This window comes from Novilysobacter selenitireducens (genome assembly GCF_020026895.1).
Taxonomy (GTDB): domain Bacteria; phylum Pseudomonadota; class Gammaproteobacteria; order Xanthomonadales; family Xanthomonadaceae; genus Lysobacter_C; species Lysobacter_C selenitireducens.
In genome coordinates, this window is the sequence record NZ_JAINZW010000002.1 from 706,382 (window position 1) to 728,487 (window position 22,106).

A 22,106-nucleotide genomic window follows, 5' to 3' on the forward strand; every position below is an offset into this window, starting at 1 on the left:
TGTTTCAACAGTGTAGGAGCGGCTTCAGCGGCGAAGAAGGTGGAAGCCGGCGCAGGAGCGACGTGGGCCGCGATCATTCCGGCGCCGAGACCCCGCTCGCGACCTGCGTCGCTCCTGCAGCGAAGGTTCGCGGCTGAAGCCGCTCCTACAAAGCCCCTACCGCGCCTGCAGCTTCACCGGCTCGGCGAACGGCTTGATGCCCAGCGCCTGGTGGATCTCGCTGGGGTAGTACACCGTGTCGCCCTTCAAGACCATCGCCACCTGTCGGATGGCCGCGATGTCGGCCGTCGGGTCGCCGTCGACCAGGATCAGGTCGGCCCGCTTGCCCGGCGCAATGGTGCCGCGGTCCTCCAGTACGCCGGCGACCTTGGCCGCGTTCCACGTGGCCGTCTGCAGCGACTCGCCCGGGGTGAGGCCGGCCTGCACGTAAAGCTCCAGCTCGCGCTGCAGGGTGAAGCCCGGCATTTCGTCGGTGCCGGCCACGATCGGGATGCCGGCCTCGTGCATCAGCCCGACGAACGCCACCAGCTTCTCGTAGCTCTTCTCGTACGTTGCCGCCGTCGCGTCGTCCGGGATCTTCATCTGCGCCACGCGCAGGTTGCGCTGCAGGTCCGGCGGCAGGTGGTCGGCGACTGCCGCGAACGCCTGCGACATGTCGCCCGCGCGGTGGCGGATGAAGTCGAACGTGGCCAGCGTCGGGTCGACCACCACCTCCTCGCGCGCCAGCTGGTCGATGAAATCCCGCACTGGCTGGCTGTCGAAATCGAGGCCCGCGGTCTTGTCGGCCACCAGGTAGAACCGCGTCAGCGTGCGGGTGTCGGTGGTGTCGTCGACGAAGAAGTTCAGCAGCAGCTGGTTGATGTGCTGGATTTCGTCATAGCCCTGCTCGACGACCTCGCTGGCCCGCATGAACGCCGGCACGTGGCCGCTGACGCGCAACCCCTTTTCATGGGCGTAGGCGGCCGTGTCGCGCAACAGGTCCTTCGGGAACGAGTTGTAGATCTTGACCTGCGGGTAGCCGTTCGCGGCATACCAGTCCACGGCCTCCTTCGCCTCGTCCAGCGTCTTGACGACGAAGCCATTGCGCGCGGAAAACTCGCTCTCGCCCTCGATGAAACCGGCCGCCACGACGCGCGGCGACATGAGCGTGCCTGCCTTTTCGTCGGCGATCAGCTGCTGCAGCGTGGCGTTGTCGTTGCCCATGTCGCGCACGGTGGTGACGCCCGCGGCCAGGTGCAGCCCGCCGCCCCATCGGTCGATGTGTGCGTGGCTGTCGAACAGGCCCGGCAGCAGCGTGCGGCCCGCGGCGTCGATGACCTGATCGGCCACCGCCTGCTCGCTGCCGCCGCCGGCCATCGACACGATCCGCCCGTCGCGCACCAGCACGTCGCTGGCCGGACCGACCGTGCCGGCCTCGCTGTCGAACACGCGCGCGTTGCGGATCAGCGTAGTGCCCTTGATGCGATGCCCCAGCCGCTGCTGCAACGCGACCAGTGCTTCGGCTTCCGCCGCCTTCTGGCGGGTCTCCAGTGCAGCCGCATCGGCCTCGTAGCCCTCTTCGACCAGTTGCAGGAAACCGGGGTAGATGAAGGCGAACAGCCGGGGCGACGCGCCGGTGGTCGTCCAAGCGAACGTCGGGGTCAGCCCGACGCCTGTCAGTACGACCAGCTGCACGTCGCGGGCGCGCCCGCCCTCGCCCACGCGCGCGTCGGCCACCTTGCGCATGGTCAGCGTGCCGCCGGGGATCAGCGGCAGCCGCCCGTCCTCGCGAGCGGCCAGCGCAGATATCGCGACGGCGAACGCCTGCGGCGTGCCGCCCAGTGGCGTGTACATCGCGGTGCCGTCCAGCTCCGCCTGGCCTTCGTCGGAGGTCGACTTCCAGCGTGCGGTATTGCCGTCGCGGCTGAACGACTCGGCGACCGGCGCGCCGAAGGTCGATTCGCCCTCGACCTGGTAGGTGAGGAAGGTGCCGTCCTCGGCCAGCGTGTAGCGCTCGCTCAGCTCAGGGCCGCGACCGTTGTCCTTGAAGATGAACTCCACCCGGGTTTCGCCGTCGTCGCCCCGGGTGACGGTCTGGTGGCCGGCCTGCTTGCCGCCGTCCACCAGCGCGACATAGCGCAGGGTTTCCTCGGCCAGCGCCGTGGTGGCCATCAGTCCCAGCACGATCCCGAACGCGACGCTCGACCACACCTGCTTTGACGGCTTCATGGCAGTCCCCTGGCGTTGGATGCGGGTGCAGGTGCACCCGGCGACCGCGCGAGTCTAGCGCCGGCCAATGACCGGAAACGCGTGCTGCAGCGCAACAAGCGCCATGTCTTTCGTCATGGGCTGGTTCAAGCGGCATCCGGTAGGCTTGGTGGTTCCCTACGACGAGGTTCCCGTCTTATGAAGCATCCGCTTGCCCTGGCGCTGGCCGTGGCCATTGCCGCCACCGCCGCGCCCGCCTTCGCACAGACCGCCACCGCCGAGACGTCCGTGACCGCCGAAGCCAGCAACCCGTTCTTCGCCGAGAGCACCCTGCCGCTCAAGTACCCGCACTTCGACCAGATCAAGGACAGCCACTTCGCGCCGGCCTTCGATCGCGGCATGGCCGAGCACCTGGCCGAGGTCGAGGCGATCGCCAACAACCCGGAGCCGGCGACCTTCGACAACACCATCCTGGCGCTGGAGCAGGCCGGCGACGTGCTCAACCGCACCGCCACCGTGTTCTTCTCGCTGCTGGGCGCCGACACCAACGACACCCGCCAGAAGCTGCAGGCCGAGTACGCGCCGAAGCTGTCGGCCCACAGCGACGCCATCACGCTGAACCCGAAGCTGTTCGCGCGCATCCAGTCGCTGTACGACCAGCGTGACTCGCTGGGCCTGGACGCGCAGGGCGTGCGCCTGGTCGAGCGTTACCACACCGACTTCGTCCGCGCCGGCGCCAAGCTCGACGAGACGCAGAAGGCGCGCCTGCGCGAGATCAACGGCGAGCTGGCCAAGCTGGGCACCCAGTTCAGCCAGAACGTGCTGAAGGAAGTGAACGCCTCGGCGATCACCGTCGACACGCTCGAAGAGCTCGACGGCCTGTCCGATGGCGCGATCACCGCCGCGCAGGAAGCCGCCAAGTCGCGTGGCCTGGATGGCAAGTACGTCATCACCCTGCAGAACACCACCGGCCAGCCGCCCAACACCTACCTGACCAACCGCGCCCTGCGCCAGAAGCTGCACGAGGCGTCCGTCGCCCGCGGCAGCCGCGGCAACGAGTTCGACAACACCGGCATCGTCTCGCAGGTGCTGAAGCTGCGCGCCGAGCGCTCGAAGATGCTGGGCTACGACACGCACGCCGAGTACGTGCTGGCCGACGAGACCGCCAAGAACCCGGAAGCCGTCAACGCGATGCTGCAGCGCCTGGCCCCGGCCGCGGTCGCCAACGCACGCCGCGAGGGCGCCCTGCTGCAGGCCATGATCGACAAGGAGCAGGCCGCCAAGGGCGAGCCGAGCTTCGAACTGCAGCCCTGGGACTGGGCGTACTACGCCGAGAAGGTCCGCCAGGACCAGTACGCGTTCGACGAGTCCGAGCTCAAGCCCTACTTCGAGATGATGAACGTGCTGGAGAACGGCGTGTTCCACGCCGCCAACCAGCTGTACGGCATCAGCTTCAAGCAGCGCACCGACCTGCCCAAGTACCACCCGGACACCTGGACCTACGACGTGTTCGACAAGGACGGCAGCCAGCTGGCGATCTTCATCTTCGACCCGTACGCGCGCGACTCCAAGCGCGGCGGCGCGTGGATGAACTCCTACGTCTCGCAGTCCGAGCTGGAAGGCACCAAGCCGGTCGTGGCCAACCACCAGAACATCCCCAAGCCGTCGGAGGGTGAGCCCACCCTGCTGACCTGGGACGAGGTGACCACGATGTTCCACGAGTTCGGCCATGCGTTGCACGGCATGTTCTCGGACGTGAAGTACCCGATGTTCTCCGGCACCAGCGTGCCGCGCGACTTCGTGGAGTTCCCGTCGCAGGTCAACGAGATGTGGGCCGACTGGCCGAGCGTGCTGGCCAACTACGCCAAGCACCATGAGACCGGCGAGCCGATGCCCCAGGAGCTGCTGGACAAGGTCGTGGCCGCTGCCAAGTTCAACCAGGGCTTCGCCACCACCGAGTACCTGGGTGCGGCGATGATCGACCAGGAGTACCACCAGCTCACCGCCGACCAGCTGCCCGACGCCGACGAAGTCATGGACTTCGAGGCCGCCTCGCTCAAGAAGGTCGGTCTGGACTACGCACCGGTGCCGCCGCGCTACCGCACGCCGTACTTCAGCCACATCATGGGCGGCTACTCGGCCGGCTACTACGCCTACATCTGGTCGGAGGTGCTGGACGCCAACACCGTCGCCTGGATCGAGGAGAACGGTGGCCTGACCACCGCCAACGGTGACCGCTTCCGCAACGCGCTGCTGTCGCAGGGCGGCAGCAAGGACGCGCTGCAGCTGTTCAGCGACTTCACCGGTGGCGGCCAGCCGCGCATCGAGCCGCTGCTGGAGCGTCGTGGCCTGGCCACGCCGGTCGTGGACGACGGTGCCGCGCCGAATGCCGAGGCCGTTACCCCGGCCGCGCCGGGGGCGACCAACTGACGCCACGCGTCAACGACCCGCAACACGCAACGATGTAGCCGACGCCGCCCGGTTCCGACCGGGCGGCGTTTTTTTTTAGGGTCCCCGCCCTCCTGTCGCCGTGCACCCCTGAACGGTGAGCGGCTCACTTCCCAATCAGCTGCCGACCCGTATAGTCGCCGCCTTCCCAAGGGCGCGAGGGCGCGATGCAGGCAGTGGTTCCGGTGATAGCAGGCCTCGTGGCCGCCGTTCTGGCAGGCATGGGCCTGTCGTTCTACCTGCAGAAAGTGCGCGTGCCCCGGCTCGAGACCGAGGGCGGCATTGCCGCGTTGGCCGCCATGCGCTGGCGCGAGTTCTCGCAGTTCGTCATCGAGGCGTTGCAGGCGCAGGGCTTCGAGGTCAGCCGCACCACGCCGCTGGCCGAGCGCGGCAAGCAGGCGGACCTGATGCTGCATCGCGACGGGCGCGACTGGCTGCTGAGCTGCAAGCAGGGCGCCAACTACCGCATCGGACGCAAGCAGGTCGACGAGCTGGCCGACGCGGTGCGCTTCGACAGCGCGGCCGGCGGCGTGCTGGCGACACTCGGCCGCATCGATGCGGAGGCGTACCGCAATCCGCGTGGCATCGAATTGATCGATGGCCCTACCCTCTGGAGCCTGATCGACCCGCTGATCCCGCCCAGCCTGCACCAGGACCTGGCGGAGAAGGCGCGCGTGCAGGTGGCACGCGAACAACGCCTCGGGTGGGGCCTGGCGCTGGCCGTCGGCCTGGCGGTGGGAGTACTTACCGCGATGGTCATGCCGGCAGGAACGTCGCGGGCACCGACCAGCTCGACGTCCATCGCGCCGTCCAATTCGCCGTCGACCGCGCCTGCATCGACCGCGCCCGAGTCCCCCAGTGCCGCGACACCCGCCACCGACGCCGCCCCGGCACCTGCCGTGGACGAGGGAGCCCAGCGCCAGGCCGTGGCCGAGGGCGTCTCCACCGTGGCTGGCGTCGATCGCGCCGTCTGGTCCACGCCGTCCACGCTGGTGGTCTACCAGTCCGGCGAGGACATCGATGCGTACGTGCCCGGGATCTGCGCGGTACTCGAGCAGTACCCCGACCTGCGCGCATCGCGGTTGCAGTTGCAGCCGCCGCCCGGCAGCCGCAATTCGGTCCGTTTCCGGCAGTGCCGCGCGTTCTAGCCTTCGGGTCCGCAGGCTCGGAGGCGGTTGATTCACTCGCGGGCGCGTGCTGTCATGCCGCCTCGCTCGCCAGGCGCCACCGCGGAGGCCGCCGTGACCGATCTCGAAGAACGTTTCCAGCAGGCATCGCGCGACGTGCAGGTGCTGCCCGAGCGACCGGACAACGACACCCTGCTCCGGCTGTACGCCTGCTACAAGCAGGCCACCGAGGGTGACGTCCACGGCGAGAAGCCGGGCTTCTTCGATTTCGTCGGTTCGGCCAAGTACGAAGCCTGGACGCGCATGAAGGGTGTTGACCAGGAAGAGGCCAAGCAGCGCTACATCGACCTGGTCGCGCAGCTCCGCCGCTGAGCCGTGCATCGATGGCCCGGCAGACGCGACAGCGCATCCTCGACTGCAGCCTGGCGATGTTCAACGCGCAGGGCGAGCCGCACGTCACCACCAACCACATCGCCGACGAGCTGGAGATCAGCCCGGGCAACCTGTACTACCACTTCCGCAACAAGGACGACATCATCGAGCACCTGTTCGCGGACTTCGAGGCGCGGATGGATGCCGCGCTGTCCGCGCCGGAAGACCGCCTGCCCGGCCTGGAGGATGTCTGGCTCCAGTTGCACCGGGTGTTCGAGTGCATCTGGGACTACCGCTTCCTGCACCGGGACCTGGTCGAGATCCTCAGCCGCAACCGCACCCTGCGCCTGCGCTTCGCGCGCATCCTCAAGCGCGCCGACGGGCAGGCCCACGGGGTGCTGCATGGCCTGCTGCAGGCCGGCGTGATCCGCGCCTCGGCCAACGAGCTGGCCGCGACCGCCACCAACGTGCTGGTGGTCGCCACGTTCTGGCTCAATTACGCCGCCGCGCGCGGCGACCGCGACGAACACGCCGCCATTCGTGATGGCATCGTCCAGGTAATGATGCTGGTCGCCCCGTTCCTGCGTGACGCCGAACGCCTGCACCTGCATACCCTGACCGGCGCCTACCGCCAGGCCTGATGCCGGAAGGCAGGCATCGCCCCCACCTTGCCCTCCGGGGGGCGGCGCGCGCATTCTTCGTCACGCACTGCCATGAGCACGCAGCCGCCTGGACGTTCCCCGGAGGGAGGGGCTTCTCCCCTCGTGCTTGTCGTCGACGACGACGACGGGATCGCCGGCGTTGTGTCCCGATTCCTCCGGGACCACGGGCTGCGCACCGCCCACGCGCGCGACGCGCGCGCCACGCGGGACAGCCTGGAGCGCATGTCCCCCGACCTCGTGCTGCTGGACCTGGGCCTGCCCGACGAAGACGGCCTCGGCCTGCTGCACCACCTGGAGCAACGCGGCGGCCCACCGGCGATCGTGGTCAGCGGCCGGGGCGCGGCCAGCGAACGCGTGATCGGCCTGGAGCTTGGCGCGCACGACTACATCGCCAAGCCCTTCGACCTGCACGAACTGCTGGCCCGCGTGCGCGGGGTGCTGCGACGGCATGCGCCCGCCACCGCAGCGCAGGCCAGGCGGCTGGAGTTCGACGGATTCACCCTAGACCTGCCCGCACGCACCCTCAGGCGCGACGATGGCGAGCCCGTGGCGCTGACCTCGGGGGAGTTCACCCTGCTGCGCACGCTGCTGGAGCACGCCCACGAAGTACTCAGCCGCGATGCCCTGATGTCGGCACTGCACGGCCGCAACGCGGGGCCGTTCGACCGCTCCATCGATGTCGGCGTCGGCCGGCTGCGGCGCAAACTCGAAGCCGCGGGCGCCGCGCCGGGCCTCGTGCAGGGCGTGCGGGGCGTCGGCTACGTGCTGACCGCCGACGTGTTGCGGCGCTGAGGCGATGGACCCGCACCTGTTCGAAGCGGTGCCCGACGCGCTGCTGATCGTCGACGCCGACGGACACATCGTGCGCGCCAACACCAAGGCCCACGCCATGTTCGGCCATGCCCCCGGCACGCTCGAAGGCCAAGGCGTCGAATCCCTGCTGCCGGCCGACCTGCGCCAGCTGCATCGCGGCCATCGAGCACGCTACCTGGAGGACCCCCACGTGCGCCCCATGGGCACGTCCGGCCAGGTGCTGGTCGGCCAGCGCGGTGACGGCACCCGCTTCCCGGTCGAAATCGCGCTGAGCCCGCTGGTGCACGGCGGCACGCCGCACGTCCTCGCGTCCATCCGCGACATCACCGACACCCAGCGCCAACGCCAGGCGCTGGCCCGCGCGCACTACGACGCGATTGCCGCGCAGGTCGGCCAGCTGGCAATCGAGTTGACCGGCCCCGGCCTGTTCGATGCGTTGGCGAGCCTGCTGGCCAACGCCTTGGGCGCCAAAGGCGTCGCCATTGCACTGCGCCCGCCGGGCAGCGAGCACATGCGCATCCAGGCGGTGGCGGGCCATGGCTGGCGCATCGGTGGCGGCGAGGCCGACGGCCTGGTCCTGCCCGGCTCGGCGTCCGCGTCCGGAAGTACCCCGGTCGTCTACGCACCCGGCGATTGCCCGTCCACCCTGCTGGTCGATACCGATCCGGGCTGGCCCGGCGATGCCTGCGTGGTCGTGGTGCCGCTACAGGCCACCGAACGCGTCGCCGGCGCACTGCTGGTCGCCGCGTCCGCCGACCGCGTGGATGCCGACGCCCTGCACCTGCTGCACTCGACCGGCAGCCTGCTGTCCACCCTGCTACGGCAGCGCCGGGCCGAGGAGGCGCTCGCCCACGCGCAGCGCCTGGATGCACTTGGCCAGCTGACCGGCGGCATCGCGCACGACTTCAACAACCTGCTGACGGTGCTGTCGGGCAGCCTCCAGCTGCTTCGCCCGCACGTGCATACCGAGGACGCGGCCGACCTCATCGAAAGCGCGATGCGCTCCGTCGACCGCGGCAGCCAGCTCACGCGCAAGCTGCTGGCCTTCGCGCGCCGCCAGCGCTTGCTGCCGCGCGCGGTGGACGTGGGCGAGTTGCTGGATGACCTGCAGCGCATGCTGGCGCGCACGCTGGGCGAGCGCATCGTGCTGCAAACGTCCGCGCCCGATGGCGTGCCGCCGATCTTTGTCGACCCGGGCCAAGTGGAAGCGGCGTTGCTCAACCTCGTGTTCAACGCGCGCGACGCCATGGCCATGGGCGGCACCATCGATATCGCGGCCTCTGCGCTGGACGTCCCGCAGGAACACGCCGACGACGACCTTCCGCCTGGCCGGTACGTGCGGATCAACGTCGCCGACACCGGCCTGGGCATGCCCCCGGACACCCTGGCACGCGCGATGGAACCGTTCTTCACCACCAAGGATGCCGGACGCGGCAGCGGGCTGGGGTTGAGCATGGTGTACGGCTTCGCGCGGCAAAGCGGCGGCGGACTGCGGATCGAGAGCACCCCGGGCCATGGCACGCGGGTGTCGCTGTATCTCCCGGTGGCGCGTGGCGAGGTCGAGCTGCCGACGGAACGGGCCACGCCGGTGGCGCTATCACGTGGCGAGCGCGTGCTCGTCGTGGAAGACGACGCCGACGTGCGCCGCATCGCCATCGCGTTCCTGCGCTCGGGCGGTTACGACGTGCGTGCCGTGCCAGATAGCGAGACCGCGCTCGCCATGCTGCGGGCCGAACGGTTCGAGCTGCTTTTCAGCGACGTCATGCTCGGCCCCGGGATGGACGGCCAGGCGATGGCACTGGCGGCACAGGACACGCACCCGCGCATCGCCGTGCTGCTGGCCACCGGCTACGAGGCCCCACTGGGCGAAGCGCCGGGCCCGTTCGAACTGATCAGCAAACCCTACGAGCGCGACGCCCTGCTCGCCCGCGTCCGCGCCCTGCTCGATGCCGCACACCCGCCCAATGCCGGCAACGCCCAAGACCCCCTGTAGGAGCGGCTTCAGCCGCGATCGGGAACCGGTGAGACCGGTCCCCTCACCCGCGTTGCTGACGCCATCAGCTGTAGGAGCGACGTAAGTCGCGAACACCACCTCACTCGGATGCAACGGTCGCGACTCACGTCGCTCCTACAACGAGTCGCGGCACACGTCCGCATCTGTAGGAGTGGCTTCAGCCGCGATCGGAAAGCTGTCGCCCGTCCGACTTCGGATCGCGGCTGAAGCCGCTCCTACAGAGGAACGCATCCCGGCGAATTGCAGCATTGCCCGCCTTCAATGACAGACCGGAACGGTGTCATCGGATGCCGGCACCCCACGCAATGCAGCCAGGTCGACCAGTTCCAGCACGCGCCCATCGACCGACACCAGCCCGCGCGCCTGCAACCGTCCCAGTGCGCGTGTCACCGTCTCCAGCGTGAGCCCGAGGAAGCTGCCGATCTCAGCGCGCGTCATGCGCAGCATCAGCTGGTGCGCGCTGTAGCCCAGCGCGGCAAGCCGGTCGGACAGGTCGGCCAGGAACAGCGCGACCCGCGCGTCGGCGCTGAGCGTGGACAGGTCCAGCATCCAGTACCAGTCGCGCCGCAACTCGCGCGCAAGGCAGCGCGTCACGTAGGCCTGCAACTCCTGCGGCGCCTCGTCCAGATGACGGCATGGCAGCTCCCATGCCTCGCCCACGTCCAGCGCGATGGCGTCGCAGGCATAGGTGCCCAGGTCCAGCGCCTCGAGCCCCAGAATGTCTCCCCGCATCGGGAACCCCGTGATCCGCTCGCGCCCATCGGCGCTGATCACCCGGGTCTTCAGGCATCCGGCGTGCACGTAGTACAGCGCCCCCCGGTCCTGCCCGGCCAGGAACAAAGGCTGTCGGGGGCGCAGGCGATGCTTGATCAAGGGCCAGCCCGCATCCAGCGCCGCATGGGAACCCATCATCCCCATCCTCGTGGTCGCCAGCGGCCGCATCGCGGCCCGTTCCGTAATCGCCTGTTGCATGTGCGCGCCCTCCGGAGATGACGCCACGCTAGCCGGGCGCCGCGCGCGAACGACGTCAGCCACGTAACGGCGTGTAACGGTGTGTAACACCCCGCCCCGTGTTGACGCCGGTCAATACCCGGCGGCCCCGGCGCCACCAGGCTGGAAGCAGTGTGAGTCCGGGAGAAGATGCATGGGCGGCGTGGGCACAGGCGCGTTCAACCGCGCCGCGAAGTCGCTGGCGCGCTACACCGGACGGCCGTCGGCATTCCTGCTGGCGGTAGCTGCGGTGGCCGCCTGGCTCGCCTCCGGGCCGCTATTCGACTTCAGCGACACGTGGCAACTGGTGATAAACACCGCCACCACGGTGGTGACGTTCCTGATGGTGTTCCTGATCCAGAACACCCAAGTGCGCGACACCGAGGCGATGCAGATCAAGCTTGACGAGCTGATTAGGGTTTCGCGCGATGCCAGCAACTCCCTGCTGGACCTGGAAGAGCTGGACGAACATGCGCTGGCGATCTTCCGCGACCATTACGAGGCGCTGGCCCGGCAGGCGCGCGCCGACATCCACGCCACACTCGCGGCACGCTCGGGCGACATGGGCGAGGCCGGGCGTGCCCCCGGCGCCGGGCCCGCCAGGCCGGCTCAGTGACTGAAAAACACCGGCACCGGGCTGCCGAACAGCAACTCGCGCGTCACGCCGCCCACCGCCCACTCGCGCAGGCGCGAGTGCCCGTAGCCACCCGCCACGATCAGGTGCGCAGGCATCGCGCTGGCGTGCTCCAGCAGCAATGGGCTGACATCGCGCCCCTTGGATTCGCGCACCACGACATTGGCACGCACGCCGTGCCGTGCCAGGTGGGTGGCGATGTCGCCGCCCGGCTGCGGGCCGTCGCCGCGCTCGCCTCCGGTGGGATCGACGATGACGACGTCGAGCCGCTCGGCCTGCACCAGCAGCGGCAGCGCGTCGTGCAGCGCGCGCGTCGTGCCACTGGACGGACGCCACGCCAGCAGCACGTTCCGCGGCGGGCGCGGGGAGCGGTTGCGCGGCGGCACCACCAGCACCGGCCGGCCCGAATGCGCCAGCAGCGCGGCGATCAGGTCGTGCAGTCGCGCGCCTTCGGCGGTGGAATCCACCGCGCCTGCCACCACCGACAGGTCGGCGTACTGGGCGCAATGCGCCGCCATGTGCGCCGAGTCGGTGAACAGCGATTCCACCACGCGCACCTCGTGCGGCACGCCTGAGTCGGCCAGTTCACGGCGCCGCTTCTCCGCATTGACCTCGGCCTGGGCGCGAAGGCGGCAGTACAACCCGTCCATCGCCACGTCCGGGCTTAGCCCCCACGGGCTGGCCGCCGGCAGCGGCAGCGCGACGATCTCCAGCAGCGCCAAGTGGGCGTCGAAGTGCGCGGCCATGTCGAGGGCCGCGCGTATGGCATCCGCGTCGGCCGGGTTACCGGAAAGCGGGACAAGCAGGTCCTTGAACATGGCGGCGCAACCGGTGGGTGGGGCCTGCATTGCATCGCACCCGCGCAGGGCCGGGATTGACCTGCGTCAAAGGCGCGTCGCGTAACCCACAGGGCGGGCTTTGATCGAGATCAAGCGCGCGACCGCGCCCGTGGCCCAGCATGGCCATCACCCGACCGAAGGAGTACGCCGATGAAGATCCTGCTTGCCGTGGATGGCAGTGACATGGCGTTGCGCGCCACGCGGCATGTCGTAGCGCTGGCCAAGGCGATGTCCAAGCCGCCCACCGTGTTCCTGCTGCATGCCGACCCGCCGCTGCTGCCCGATGCCGCCCGGGCGCTCGGGCCCGATGCCACCGCGCGCTACCACCACGAGAACAGCGAATACGCGACCCGGCGCGCGCGCAGCGCACTGAAGCGCGCGGGCCTGGCGTTCGACGAGATCCACGCCGTCGCCGACCCGGCCGAGGCCGTCATCAAGCACGTGCGCGCCGGCAAGTGCGATCTGATCGTCATGGGCTCGCACGGGCGCAGCGCGCTCAAGAGCGCCCTGCTCGGCTCGGTCGCCAGCAAGGTGCTGGCGCACTGCCAGACGCCGGTCACGGTGGTGCGTTGATGGGTCTGTTTCCGGCACGGGGACACCGTCGCATCGCCGGCGTCGCGCTCGCACTCGCACTGGCGCTGGTGACGGGTGCCATAGCGGGTGCCTCAGCAGCGCCGGCGCAGGAACCGGCCTTCAGCTGGACGCCGCAGGTCGCGCCCGCCGGCCCGGTGCTGATCGTGATCGGCCTGGAGGAGCAACGCGCGGTGGTGTACCGCAACGGCGTACGCATCGGCAGCTCGCCGGTGAGCACGGGCAAGGCCGGCCACGAGACGCCGACGGGTGTCTTCAACATCCTGCAGAAGCGGCGCGAGCACTACTCCAACCTCTACAACAACGCGCCCATGCCCTTCATGCAGCGGCTGACGTGGGACGGCATCGCGCTGCATGCCGGCCACCTGCCCGGCTACCCAGCGTCACATGGCTGCGTTCGCCTGCCCTACGACTTTTCCGAAGCCCTGTTCGGCATCACCGAGCGCGGCATGACGGTGGTGGTCGCGCAGCAGCTGGAGTCGCCCAGCGTGGCCACGCGCACACCGTTCGGCAGCGGCGCACCAGTGGACGATGGAGGGGCGCTGGACGGCTGGAGCTGGCAACCCGATCTGTCGCCTTCCGGTCCAGTCACCATGGTGCTCAGCACCGCGGACCAGACGCTGGTGGTGATGCGCGGCGGTATCGAGATCGGTCGCGGCCCGGTGCGCGTCGATGCCGGCATGGGCACCGAGGCGTACGCGGTGCTCGAAGGCACAGCAGCGGAAGACAGCCGTCTCGCGCCGGGCCAACCGGCCCTTAACTGGATGCAGATTCCCGTCCGCTTGGACAACGCGCCGGAACGCTCGGGTGAAGACATGCGGACGGCGGTGGCGGCCGGCCGCGTTCACATCGACCCGGCATTTGCCGTTCAGGTGCATGCCGTGCTCGCGCCCGGCAGCACGCTGCTGGTCACGCCTGAATCGATTGCGGACGTGAGTACCGAAGGCTTCACGATCCTCGAAGCGGCTGTCCCCTCAACCGATGCGCCGGATAGTCAGGAAAGTGAAGAAAAACAAAGGTGAACGACACATTCTTCACGGGTCGACCCATGCGTTTTTATCACGTAGCCTTCACCCCCATGAGCCGAATCCGACTGCCGTTTCTTGTCCTCGCAGCGACCGTGTCGCTCTCCCTCACCGCATCCCCCGCCGCTGGCGGCCGTGACGCCCCCTCGGGCGCCGCCGCGTCGTCGAGTGCGCCTGCGTCGCTTGCACTCGCGCAGCCGATGACTGCATCGGCCAGCGCACAGAGCGCAACGCCGGTCGCCACGACCACCGCCTCGGCCGGCAGCGCCGCAATCGCCGCACCGATGCTGGCCGCGCTCATGGCGCAGGCGCCGACGGTCGATGCCGAAGCCCTCGGCCTGGCACTGAAGGCGCGCAACTGCGCCGTCGCCTCCGGCCAGGCGCGTCCGGAAGCCAACCTCACGCTGATCGACTACTCGCGTCCGTCCACCGAGCCGCGCATGTGGGTGTTCGACCTCAACGACCAGCGCGTGCTGTACACCGAGCACGTCGCGCACGGCCGCAACACCGGCCACAACATGGCGACGAGCTTCTCCAACGTCGAAGGCAGCTACCAGTCTAGCCTCGGCCTGTTCGCCACCGCCGAGTCGTACGTGGGCAGCAACGGCTACTCGATGCGCATGGACGGCCTGGAGCCGGGCATCAACGACGCCGCGCGTGCGCGCGCCATCGTCATCCACGGTGCGCCCTACGTGAATCCTGAGCAGGCCCAGCGCCAGGGCCGCCTCGGCCGCAGCCTCGGCTGCCCGGCCCTGCGCCAGGCGGTCTCGCGCGAAGTGATCGACACCATCAAGGACGGCCACCTGGTGTTCGCCTACTACCCGGACCAGAAGTGGCTGGCGTCCTCGCGCTTCCTGGACTGCCCGTCCAACCAGCTGGCCGCGGTGGAGTCGACCACGCGCGGCTGAGCCTTGCGGCTTCGATCCGGGTCACCGAACGCCCGCGCATGCCTGAGCACGCGCGGGCGTTCTCGCATCGTGGGTTGCCGATGTTGAACCCGCGCCGGGTTGACCTGGATCAACACGGCGCGTGGCGCGGCGCGGGAGCTTGACGGCTCCCCCACCCGTGCAGCCGACCCCCATGGAACAGATCCTCACCCCGCCCGCGTCGCCCACGATCTACGCCGGGCCGGACTACCCGTGCTGGACCCACGTCCTCGATGACGGTCGCACCGTCCACATCCGCCCGCTCCGCCGCCAGGATGCAGAGGCCGACCGTCGCTTCATCAAGGGGTTGTCATCTGAATCGCGGCGCGCGCGGTTCCTGGGCAGCATGTCCGAGCCCAGCGACGAGGAGATCGACGCGCTGACCGACATCGACTACGTCAACGACGTTGCACTAGCCGCCACCACGCAGGCCGGGGGTCGCGAGGACATCGTCGGCGTGGCCCGCTACGCCACCGACAACGCCGGCGAACGCTGCGAATGCGCCGTGGTCGTGGCCGATGACTGGCAGGGCCATGGGCTGGCCACCGCGCTGATGAAGCGGCTGATCAGGATCGCGCAGGAGCGCGGCCTGCGGCTGATGGAGTCCTACGACCTGGCCGGCAACATCGGCATGCACGACCTCGCAAGGTCGCTGGGCTTCCACGTCCGGCGCGACCCGCAGGACGTCCACCAGCTGATCTACGCGCTGCCGCTCAATCCCCAGCGTCCCGCGTTGTGAGGCCGGCGCGGCGCATGCGCACGGTGGCAATGGCGACCACCAGCGCCAGCAGCGCAGCGCCCGCGGCCAGCAGCACCCAGCGTCCCGCGACCAGGCCGTGTCCGATCAGGACGGTGGCGACCGCATACGGCAGTTCCGCCAGCGCCAGCGCAGCGAAGTACACGCGCGGGCGCACCCGCAGGTAACCGCACAGGTAGCCGGGCACCTCCGAGGGCAGGGCCAGCTGCAGCGCGAATACGATCGGGAAATCCAGCCCGGGCGGGAAGCGTGCGGCCAGCCGCACGACCCGGCGGTGCATCGATGACCCGGCGGCGCGACCGTTTGGCAGCCCTTGCGCGCCGTTGCCCGAAGGCGCCAGTCCCCGGCCCAGCAGGTACGTCAGCCCGCCGCCGAGCCACCACCCAAGCCACAACAGTGCAAACGTCGCCGCGCTGCCCCATGCGCTGACTGCCGCGGGCACCAGCACCGCGCCGGAGAAGAACGCGACCACCGCCGAAGCAGCCGAGAGCACCACGAACGCCAGCGCGCCCGCCAGGGGATGCTGGTCGAGCAACGGCGCCAGCGTCAGCAGCCACGCGAGGAGCGGCTCGATCCACTGTGTCGCCAGCAACATCGCCAGCAGGAGCGCTGCGAGTGCCAGCAGCGCAAGCCTGCGGCGGCCCAGTCGGGCCGCCAACCATCGCGGCACGCCACGGGGTCGGCCGTCACGCGACCGCCGTCGCGCCGCCGGCTTCAACGGTGGCGCGCGGAGGACCGGAGTGCGGCGGCCGCGACCACCGCCAGCGCCGCGACACCCAGCCCCACCGTCCACCACGGATGCCGACGCGCGACATGCGCCGCATGGCGGCCCGCGCGGCGCACCTGCATGCCCGTGGCATCGGCGGCATCGTGCAGGCGCTCGCGCGCCAGGTCGGTGCCCTCGCCCACCTGTTCGGCCAAGTGCCGGGCTGCGCGTTCGGCGCTGCGTGCGGCATGGGCGGCGGCGGCGCTTGCATCGTCGACCGTGTGGTCGAGCACGCGTTTGATACGGCGAGTCGTGGCGGTCATTGCGGTGCTCCCATGGGTGTGGCGCCAGGTGATGCGCCGCGCGGCGCGTCGTCCCGGTGGTCGCCCGGATGCGGTTCGTCTTCCGGCCGTACCTCTTCGGCTTCATCGGCCGCGTCGTCATCGGTGCTGCGTGCTTCGGGCGGCACCGGCCGGCCCGGCATCGCGCGCTCCACCAGGCCCTCGACCGCATCGGCCAGCGAGCGGTAACTGTCGACGAAGCGCTCCCGGGCGCGCGGCCACTCCGCCTCACCCGCGGCTTCCAGTTCCTTCATGCTCTGGCTGGCCAGCGCCAGTCGCTCACGGGCCCCGGCCATCATCCAGGCCCCTGCGTCGCGGGCCTGCTCGCCGGACTGCGCGCGCTCGCGGGCCAGATCGTCCTGCAGCCGCTCCAGGCGTGCGCCCATGCGGTCCAGGGCCGTGCGTGCACGCTCCTGCGCGGCCTGCCGGCGCGCCGTGCTGTAGGACATGACGGCATCCACCGCCTCGTCCGACTCGCGCTTCACGTCTTCGCGGGTGGCGGCATCGGAGGTGGGCGGCGCCTGCGACGCGGCGTCCTGCGCCAGTGCGGGTGGCGCCCCGACCAGTGCCATTGCCAGCGCGAGTCCGGCCACTGCCATGTGCGGTTTCATCGGTGGGCTCCCTGTGTGATTGGACCGTCAGTTGACCGTCAACCGCTTGGCCTGGCCCTCGCCCTTGCGCGGCAGGGTCAGCGTCAGCACGCCATTCTCGTAATGCGTGTTGCAGTTTTCACGGTCGATCTCCTGCGGCAACGTGAACGACCGGTAGGTCCGGCCGCTGTACCGCTCAACGTGCAGGTCCTTGCCTTCGTGCTTCTCCTCGCGCTTGACCTCGGCCTGCACGGTGACGCGGCTGCCGTCCACCGACACCTCGATGTCCTCCTTGCGCGCGCCCGGAACGTCCAGCGTCACGCGGTAGCCGGCGTCGTCCTCCTGCACGTCCATGCGCATCTCCGAGAGCGTGGTCTCCATGTCGCGCATCAGCGGACGAAGGGGGAAGTTGCGGAACAGGTCGTCGAACTCGGCCGCGGGGTCGAAGCGCGCCATCGACCGGAACGGGTTGAAGCGGGTCAGCGTGGACATGGGGCTACTCCTGCGTGGGGGACGCGCCGGCAGCGCGCCGGCGACCCTCGCAGCCTGCGCCAGCGCCGGAGGGGCGTACTGACCCGGGTCAATGAAGGGGGCGGTCCCGGCACTGACGCAGGTCAATACCCGCCACGTGCGCGACCCCTACCGTGGCTCCAACCTAAGGGGGCCGCGCCATGCCCGTGCCGACCACCGAAACACCCGCACGCCCCGGCACCACCGCGGGCGCTGCCGTGTTCACCGCCACCGGCCTGACCAAGACCTACCGCATGGGCGAGGTCGAAGTGCACGCCTTGCGCGGCGTGGACCTGGCCCTGTACCCCGGCGAGTTCGTCGTGCTGCTGGGCCCCTCGGGCAGCGGCAAGTCGACCCTGCTCAACATCCTGGGCGGGCTGGACGTGCCAACCTCGGGCACCGTCGCCTATTGCGACCACCGCCTGGACGGTGCCGACGGCGATGCGCTGACCCTCTTCCGGCGCGAGCACGTCGGCTTCGTGTTCCAGTTCTACAACCTGCTGCCCAGCCTGACCGCGCTGGAAAACGTCGCGCTGGTCACCGAGATCGCCGACGACCCGATGCCGCCCGCCGACGCACTGGCGCGGGTCGGGCTGGCCGAGCGGCTGCACCACTTCCCCGCGCAGCTTTCGGGCGGCGAACAGCAGCGCGTCGCCATCGCCCGCGCCATCGCCAAGCAGCCGGACGTGCTGCTGTGCGACGAGCCCACCGGCGCGCTTGATTCGACTACCGGCATCCGCGTGCTGGAGGCGCTGGAGGCGGTCAACCGGGAGCTGGGCACCCTCACCGTGGTGATCACCCACAACGCCGACATTGCGCGCATGGCCACGCGGGTGATGGCACTGGCGGACGGCCGCATCGTGCGCGACGAGGCCAACCCCGCACGCGTGGCCGCCAGCGAGCTGCACTGGTGAGCGTGCTGCGCCGCAAACGCTGGCGGGAGCTGTGGCAGATGCGCGGCCAGGTCGTCGCCATCGCCCTGGTGGATGCCGTGGGCGTGGCGATGCTGGTGATGTCGCTGGGCACCCTGGCCACGCTGGACGCCAGCCGCAGCCGCTACTACCGCGACCACGCCTTCGCCGACGTATTCGCCACCCTCAAGCGCGCGCCACTGGCCGTGGCCGACGGGGTGGCCCGGCTCCCGGGGGTTGCCGCCGTGGAGGCGCGCGTCAGCGCCTTCGGCCGCGCGCGCGTGGCGGGCTTCGCCGACCCCGTGCAGGTCCACGCCACCAGCGTGCCGGCGTCTCCGCACCCGCCGGTCAACCGCCTTCGCGTGCTACGTGGGCGGTTGCCGCAGCCCGGCGAACGCGATGCGGTGGCGCTGAGCGATGCCTTCGTCGATGCCCACGGCCTGCGTATCGGCGACAGGATCGAACTGACGCTGCACGGCAAGCGCGCGACGTTCCGGATGGTGGGCGTGGCGGGCTCGCCGGAGTTCGTCGCGCAGTTGCCGCCGCAATCGGTGTTTCCCGACCCGCGCCGCTTCGTCATCGCCTGGTTGCCGCGCGAAGTGCTGGAGGCGGTGATGGACATGGACGGTGCCTTCAACACGCTGGCCGTGCGCACTGCCGCCAGCACGCCGACAGCGCCGCTGATCGCCGACATCGACCGCGCACTGCAGCGCTTCGGCGGCACCGGCGCCATCGACCGCAGCGACCAGATGTCGCACCGCTACCTGGACGAGGAATTCCGCCAGTTGAGGGTGATGGCGCAGCTGTTCCCGCTGGTGTTCATGGGCGTGGCGGCGTTCGTCCTGTACGTGGTGCTGAGCCGGCTGGTGGCGGCGCAGCGCGAGCAGATCGGCACGCTGAAATCCTTCGGCTACAGCGACCGCGAAGTCGCCCTGCACTACGGGGGCCATGCGGTGGTGATCGCGGTCATCGGCGCCGCACTCGGCATCGCCCTGGGCATCTGGCTGGGAACCTTGCTGGCCGGCGTGTACGGCGATTTCTACCGGCTTCCGCCGCTGGCGTTCCGTGTGCCGGTCCCGGTGCTGGTACTGGCGGTCGCGGTGAGCCTGGCCAGTGCGCTGGCGGGCGCGCTGCTGCCGGTGCGTCGCGCGCTCGCCTTGCCACCCGCAGAAGCCATGCGGGTCGAGCCGCCCACCAGCGGCGACACGCGTCGACTGGACCGCCATGCCGTCTACCGGCGCATGCGCGTCCCGCACAGGCTGATGACACGCAGCCTGCTGCGCCGTCCGCTTCGCACTGTGCTTGCGGCGCTGGGCCTGGCGCTTGGCACGGCGGTGATGATGCTGGGCCGCTTCCATGAGGACGCCGTGGGTCGCATGGTCGACCAGCAGTACCGCCTCGCCAGCCGGCAGGACCTGGACGTGCTGTTCGTCGAGCCCCTGTCGCATGTGGCATTGGCCGAGCTGGCCGCCCTGCCCGGCGTGTTGCGCCTGGAGCCGCAGCGTGCGGTGCCGGTGGTCATCCGCCACCGCAACCGCAGCCAGCGCTCGGCCATCATCGGCCTGTCCGACGGCGCCACCCTTCGGCGCCCGCTGGACGCGGCGATGCAGCCGGTCCAGCCCACGCGCGCCGGCGTCCTGATGACCGACCGCCTCGCGCACATGCTCGGCGCGCGCGCCGGGGACCGCATCCGCCTGCAGTCGCGCGAAGGCCGCCAGCGCGAGCTGGTGCTGCCATTGCACGCCGTGGTCGGCGAGCCGTTCGGCGCGCAGGCCTACCTCCCGCTGGACGTGCTCGACCGGCTGATGGGCGATGGCCCGCGTGTGACCGGTGCGGCGTTGCAGGTCGATCCGCGGCGGATGGATGCGCTGGTCGATCGCCTGCAGGCACGTCCCGGCATCGTCGCCATCGAGCGCCGCCGCGAGGCCATCGCCAACTTCTACGATTCGATGGCGCGGATGATCCTCGTCTTCACCCTGGTGGCCACCGGCTTCGGCGCGGTGCTAACCGCCGGCGTGGTGTACAGCAGCGCGCATGCGTCGCTGTCGGAGCGCTCGCGCGACCTGGCCAGCCTGCGCGTGCTCGGCTTTACGCGCGAGGAGGTGGTGTACCTGCTGCTGGGCGAGCTGGCGCTGCTGACAACGCTCGCGCTGCCGCTCGGGTTTGCCCTCGGCCACGGGCTTATCGCGTTGATGGTGTCGGGGTTCGAGTCCGACCTCTTCCGCATCCCGCACTACGTGAGCCCATCCACCTACGCCCTGTCCGCGTTGTCCACCGTGCTGGCGGCCGTCCTCGCCGGGGCGCTGGTGCGCGCCAAGGTGCGGCGGCTCGACCTGATCGGCGTACTGAAGGCGCGCGACTGATGGCCCCCGTCCTGCGCCGCCCCATGTTCTGGCTGCTGGCCGTCGCCACCCTCGCCATCGCCGGCTGGGGCCTTTGGCCACGTGCGCAGGACGTGGAGACCGCCACCGTCGACCGCGGGCCACTTGAGGTCGCCTTCACCGAGGAGGCCCGGACACGCCTGGTCGACCGCTGGACCATCAGCGCCCCGACCGCGGGCCTGCTGGAGCGCATCACCGTCGAGCCCGGCGATGCCGTCACCCGCGGCCAGGTGCTGGCACGCCTGCATCCCACGACCGCACCGCTCCTGGATGCCGGCGCGGAAGCGCAGGCGCGCGCGCAACTGTCCTCCGCGCAGCAGGCCGAACGCGCGGCCACGGCGGCCGTCGATGCAGCCCGCGCATCGGTCGATGCCGCCGGCGCGGAGTTCAGGCGCCTGCAGGCACTGGCCGGCGACCGGCTGGTCGCGGCGTCCAGCGTGGATGCCGCGCGCGAACGCGACACCGCCGCCCGCGCCGGCCTGCGCGCCGCCTTCGCCCGCGAGGCGTCCGCACGCGCCGACCGCCAGGCCGCCGCGGCCCTGCTGGCCAACGCCGGCCATGACAGCCCCACCGCGCCGCTCGACCTGCACGCGCCCGTCGACGGCCGCGTCATCCGGCTGCACCAGCAGAGCGAAGTGTCCGTGCAGCCGGGTCAGCCGCTGCTCGACATCGGCAACCCGGCCGCGCTGGAAGCCGTCAGCGAACTGCTCACCACCGATGCCATGCGGCTGCCCGCAGGCGCCCGGGTGACGCTGGGCGCGGGTGACGCCACCGCGCCGGTAGAGGCGCGCCTGGAGCGGATCGAACCCGGCGCATTCACCAAGGTTTCGGCGCTGGGCGTGGAGGAGCAGCGCGTGCTCGCGGTCATCACCCTGCCCGACGGCGCGGTCCCGCCCACGTGGGGTGACGGCTTCCGCCTGGACGCGCGTTTCATCGCGTGGCGCAGCGACGATGTGCTGCGCGTGCCGACCGCCGCCCTCGTCCGCGAAGGCGATGCGTGGGCCGTCTACGCCATCGACGGCCGCCATGCGCGGTTGCGGCATGTCCGCCTCGGCCACATGGGCGAAGCAGTGGCCGAAGTCCTGGACGGCCTCGAAGCCGGCGACCGCGTGGTGGTCTACCCCGGCGAAACGCTGGAGGAAGATAGCCGCGTCAGCTTTCTATCCCAGCGGCCAAGGTGAACCACTTGTGCGGACATCGTACCCTCGGGCACCCGGTCACCGCAGCCAAGCGCGTCTCCCATGGCGCGTCGTGGTGATGCGCATCACGACCCCACGCCCCG

21 protein-coding genes are annotated in these 22,106 nt (G+C 70.3%); 14 read left to right on the forward strand and 7 right to left on the reverse strand.

All coding sequences use genetic code 11. The annotated features are described in order from the left end of the window. Positions 1-156: 156 nt before the first annotated feature. Complete coding sequence (locus K6753_RS07005; protein WP_223675638.1) at positions 157-2,208, reverse strand: amidohydrolase family protein; 2,052 nt, start codon at positions 2,206-2,208, stop codon at positions 157-159. Between the two features lie 177 nt (positions 2,209-2,385). Between K6753_RS07005 and K6753_RS07010 the strand changes: the two genes are divergently transcribed. The 6 genes from K6753_RS07010 to K6753_RS07035 all read left to right on the forward strand — a co-directional run bounded on the left by K6753_RS07010 (position 2,386) and on the right by K6753_RS07035 (position 9,602). Further along, positions 2,386-4,617, forward strand: coding sequence for a M3 family metallopeptidase (locus tag K6753_RS07010; RefSeq protein WP_223675640.1), 2,232 nt, complete (start codon positions 2,386-2,388; stop codon positions 4,615-4,617). A gap of 218 nt (positions 4,618-4,835) precedes the next feature. Continuing rightward, the gene (locus K6753_RS07015) at positions 4,836-5,783 is read left to right on the forward strand and encodes a restriction endonuclease (protein ID WP_223675641.1); all 948 of its coding nucleotides are present in this window, start codon (positions 4,836-4,838) and stop codon (positions 5,781-5,783) included. 93 nt (positions 5,784-5,876) lie between these two features. Then, a complete protein-coding gene (locus tag K6753_RS07020) occupies positions 5,877-6,134 on the forward strand; it encodes an acyl-CoA-binding protein (RefSeq protein ID WP_223675642.1) in 258 nt (85 codons plus the stop codon). An 11-nt stretch (positions 6,135-6,145) separates the two neighbouring features. After that, the gene (locus K6753_RS07025) at positions 6,146-6,775 is read left to right on the forward strand and encodes a TetR/AcrR family transcriptional regulator (protein WP_223675643.1); all 630 of its coding nucleotides are present in this window, start codon (positions 6,146-6,148) and stop codon (positions 6,773-6,775) included. Between the two features lie 123 nt (positions 6,776-6,898). Then, positions 6,899-7,588: a response regulator gene (locus K6753_RS07030; RefSeq protein WP_223675644.1), complete on the forward strand. Its 690-nt coding sequence runs from the start codon at positions 6,899-6,901 to the stop codon at positions 7,586-7,588. A gap of 4 nt (positions 7,589-7,592) precedes the next feature. Beyond that, a complete protein-coding gene (locus tag K6753_RS07035) occupies positions 7,593-9,602 on the forward strand; it encodes a PAS domain-containing hybrid sensor histidine kinase/response regulator (protein ID WP_223675645.1) in 2,010 nt (669 codons plus the stop codon). Between the two features lie 279 nt (positions 9,603-9,881). Here the strand turns inward: K6753_RS07035 and K6753_RS07040 are convergent, their stop codons facing one another. Continuing rightward, complete coding sequence (locus K6753_RS07040; protein WP_223675646.1) at positions 9,882-10,532, reverse strand: helix-turn-helix domain-containing protein; 651 nt, start codon at positions 10,530-10,532, stop codon at positions 9,882-9,884. A 235-nt stretch (positions 10,533-10,767) separates the two neighbouring features. Between K6753_RS07040 and K6753_RS07045 the strand changes: the two genes are divergently transcribed. Then, positions 10,768-11,229, forward strand: coding sequence for a low affinity iron permease family protein (locus K6753_RS07045; RefSeq protein ID WP_223675647.1), 462 nt, complete (start codon positions 10,768-10,770; stop codon positions 11,227-11,229). Here the strand turns inward: K6753_RS07045 and K6753_RS07050 are convergent. Next, positions 11,223-12,095, reverse strand: coding sequence for a universal stress protein (locus K6753_RS07050; protein WP_223675648.1), 873 nt, complete (start codon positions 12,093-12,095; stop codon positions 11,223-11,225). The genes K6753_RS07045 and K6753_RS07050 overlap by 7 nt on opposite strands. Positions 12,096-12,236: 141 nt before the next feature. Between K6753_RS07050 and K6753_RS07055 the strand changes: the two genes are divergently transcribed. From K6753_RS07055 to K6753_RS07070, 4 genes are all read left to right on the forward strand, one after another. After that, positions 12,237-12,659, forward strand: coding sequence for a universal stress protein (locus tag K6753_RS07055; RefSeq protein ID WP_223675650.1), 423 nt, complete (start codon positions 12,237-12,239; stop codon positions 12,657-12,659). Continuing rightward, positions 12,659-13,699, forward strand: a complete 1,041-nt coding sequence (locus tag K6753_RS07060) for a L,D-transpeptidase family protein (protein WP_223675652.1) — start codon at positions 12,659-12,661, stop codon at positions 13,697-13,699. The genes K6753_RS07055 and K6753_RS07060 overlap by 1 nt, the downstream gene beginning before the upstream one ends. A 203-nt stretch (positions 13,700-13,902) precedes the next feature. Further along, positions 13,903-14,610: a murein L,D-transpeptidase catalytic domain family protein gene (locus K6753_RS07065; protein WP_425492075.1), complete on the forward strand. Its 708-nt coding sequence runs from the start codon at positions 13,903-13,905 to the stop codon at positions 14,608-14,610. Positions 14,611-14,782: 172 nt separating this feature from the next. Beyond that, on the forward strand, positions 14,783-15,367 hold the full coding sequence (locus tag K6753_RS07070; protein WP_223675653.1) for a GNAT family N-acetyltransferase: 585 nt from the start codon (positions 14,783-14,785) through the stop codon (positions 15,365-15,367). Here the strand turns inward: K6753_RS07070 and K6753_RS07075 are convergent. The 4 genes from K6753_RS07075 to K6753_RS07090 are packed head-to-tail and all read right to left on the reverse strand — an operon-like array spanning position 15,342 to position 17,514. Continuing rightward, positions 15,342-16,055 (reverse strand): VTT domain-containing protein, encoded by a 714-nt coding sequence (locus K6753_RS07075; RefSeq protein ID WP_223675655.1) that lies wholly within the window; start codon positions 16,053-16,055, stop codon positions 15,342-15,344. The two genes, K6753_RS07070 and K6753_RS07075, sit on opposite strands and share 26 nt — an antisense overlap. 44 nt (positions 16,056-16,099) lie before the next feature. Further along, positions 16,100-16,414, reverse strand: coding sequence for a hypothetical protein (locus K6753_RS07080; RefSeq protein ID WP_223675657.1), 315 nt, complete (start codon positions 16,412-16,414; stop codon positions 16,100-16,102). Next, positions 16,411-17,043, reverse strand: a complete 633-nt coding sequence (locus K6753_RS07085) for a hypothetical protein (RefSeq protein ID WP_223675658.1) — start codon at positions 17,041-17,043, stop codon at positions 16,411-16,413. Before K6753_RS07085 ends, K6753_RS07080 begins: the two co-directional genes overlap by 4 nt. Positions 17,044-17,070: 27 nt before the next feature. Further along, entirely contained in the window at positions 17,071-17,514 is a 444-nt protein-coding gene (locus K6753_RS07090; RefSeq protein ID WP_223675660.1) for an Hsp20/alpha crystallin family protein, read from the reverse strand. Between the two features lie 179 nt (positions 17,515-17,693). On the opposite strand from K6753_RS07090, the gene K6753_RS07095 reads away from it, so the two are divergent. From K6753_RS07095 to K6753_RS07105, 3 genes are read left to right on the forward strand one after another with little or no spacing between them, the layout of a single operon-like run. Further along, positions 17,694-18,446: an ABC transporter ATP-binding protein gene (locus tag K6753_RS07095; RefSeq protein ID WP_223675662.1), complete on the forward strand. Its 753-nt coding sequence runs from the start codon at positions 17,694-17,696 to the stop codon at positions 18,444-18,446. After that, positions 18,443-20,806 (forward strand): ABC transporter permease, encoded by a 2,364-nt coding sequence (locus K6753_RS07100; RefSeq protein WP_223675663.1) that lies wholly within the window; start codon positions 18,443-18,445, stop codon positions 20,804-20,806. The genes K6753_RS07095 and K6753_RS07100 overlap by 4 nt, the downstream gene beginning before the upstream one ends. Beyond that, positions 20,806-22,005 (forward strand): efflux RND transporter periplasmic adaptor subunit, encoded by a 1,200-nt coding sequence (locus K6753_RS07105; protein WP_223675665.1) that lies wholly within the window; start codon positions 20,806-20,808, stop codon positions 22,003-22,005. Before K6753_RS07100 ends, K6753_RS07105 begins: the two co-directional genes overlap by 1 nt. The last annotated feature ends 101 nt before the right edge of the window (positions 22,006-22,106 follow it).

What these genes read in the sequence shown, in the direction of transcription:
- K6753_RS07005 (WP_223675638.1), bottom strand. Translation starts at nt 2,208, where the DNA reads ATGAAGCCGTCAAAGCAGGTGTGGTCGAGCGTCGCGTTCGGGATCGTG.
- K6753_RS07010 (WP_223675640.1), top strand. Translation starts at nt 2,386, where the DNA reads ATGAAGCATCCGCTTGCCCTGGCGCTGGCCGTGGCCATTGCCGCCACC.
- K6753_RS07025 (WP_223675643.1), top strand. Translation starts at nt 6,146, where the DNA reads ATGGCCCGGCAGACGCGACAGCGCATCCTCGACTGCAGCCTGGCGATG.
- K6753_RS07035 (WP_223675645.1), top strand. Translation starts at nt 7,593, where the DNA reads ATGGACCCGCACCTGTTCGAAGCGGTGCCCGACGCGCTGCTGATCGTC.
- K6753_RS07040 (WP_223675646.1), bottom strand. Translation starts at nt 10,532, where the DNA reads ATGGGTTCCCATGCGGCGCTGGATGCGGGCTGGCCCTTGATCAAGCAT.
- K6753_RS07045 (WP_223675647.1), top strand. Translation starts at nt 10,768, where the DNA reads ATGGGCGGCGTGGGCACAGGCGCGTTCAACCGCGCCGCGAAGTCGCTG.
- K6753_RS07050 (WP_223675648.1), bottom strand. Translation starts at nt 12,095, where the DNA reads ATGCAGGCCCCACCCACCGGTTGCGCCGCCATGTTCAAGGACCTGCTT.
- K6753_RS07055 (WP_223675650.1), top strand. Translation starts at nt 12,237, where the DNA reads ATGAAGATCCTGCTTGCCGTGGATGGCAGTGACATGGCGTTGCGCGCC.
- K6753_RS07060 (WP_223675652.1), top strand. Translation starts at nt 12,659, where the DNA reads ATGGGTCTGTTTCCGGCACGGGGACACCGTCGCATCGCCGGCGTCGCG.
- K6753_RS07065 (WP_425492075.1), top strand. Translation starts at nt 13,903, where the DNA reads ATGACTGCATCGGCCAGCGCACAGAGCGCAACGCCGGTCGCCACGACC.
- K6753_RS07070 (WP_223675653.1), top strand. Translation starts at nt 14,783, where the DNA reads ATGGAACAGATCCTCACCCCGCCCGCGTCGCCCACGATCTACGCCGGG.
- K6753_RS07080 (WP_223675657.1), bottom strand. Translation starts at nt 16,414, where the DNA reads ATGACCGCCACGACTCGCCGTATCAAACGCGTGCTCGACCACACGGTC.
- K6753_RS07085 (WP_223675658.1), bottom strand. Translation starts at nt 17,043, where the DNA reads ATGAAACCGCACATGGCAGTGGCCGGACTCGCGCTGGCAATGGCACTG.
- K6753_RS07090 (WP_223675660.1), bottom strand. Translation starts at nt 17,514, where the DNA reads ATGTCCACGCTGACCCGCTTCAACCCGTTCCGGTCGATGGCGCGCTTC.
- K6753_RS07095 (WP_223675662.1), top strand. Translation starts at nt 17,694, where the DNA reads ATGCCCGTGCCGACCACCGAAACACCCGCACGCCCCGGCACCACCGCG.
- K6753_RS07105 (WP_223675665.1), top strand. Translation starts at nt 20,806, where the DNA reads ATGGCCCCCGTCCTGCGCCGCCCCATGTTCTGGCTGCTGGCCGTCGCC.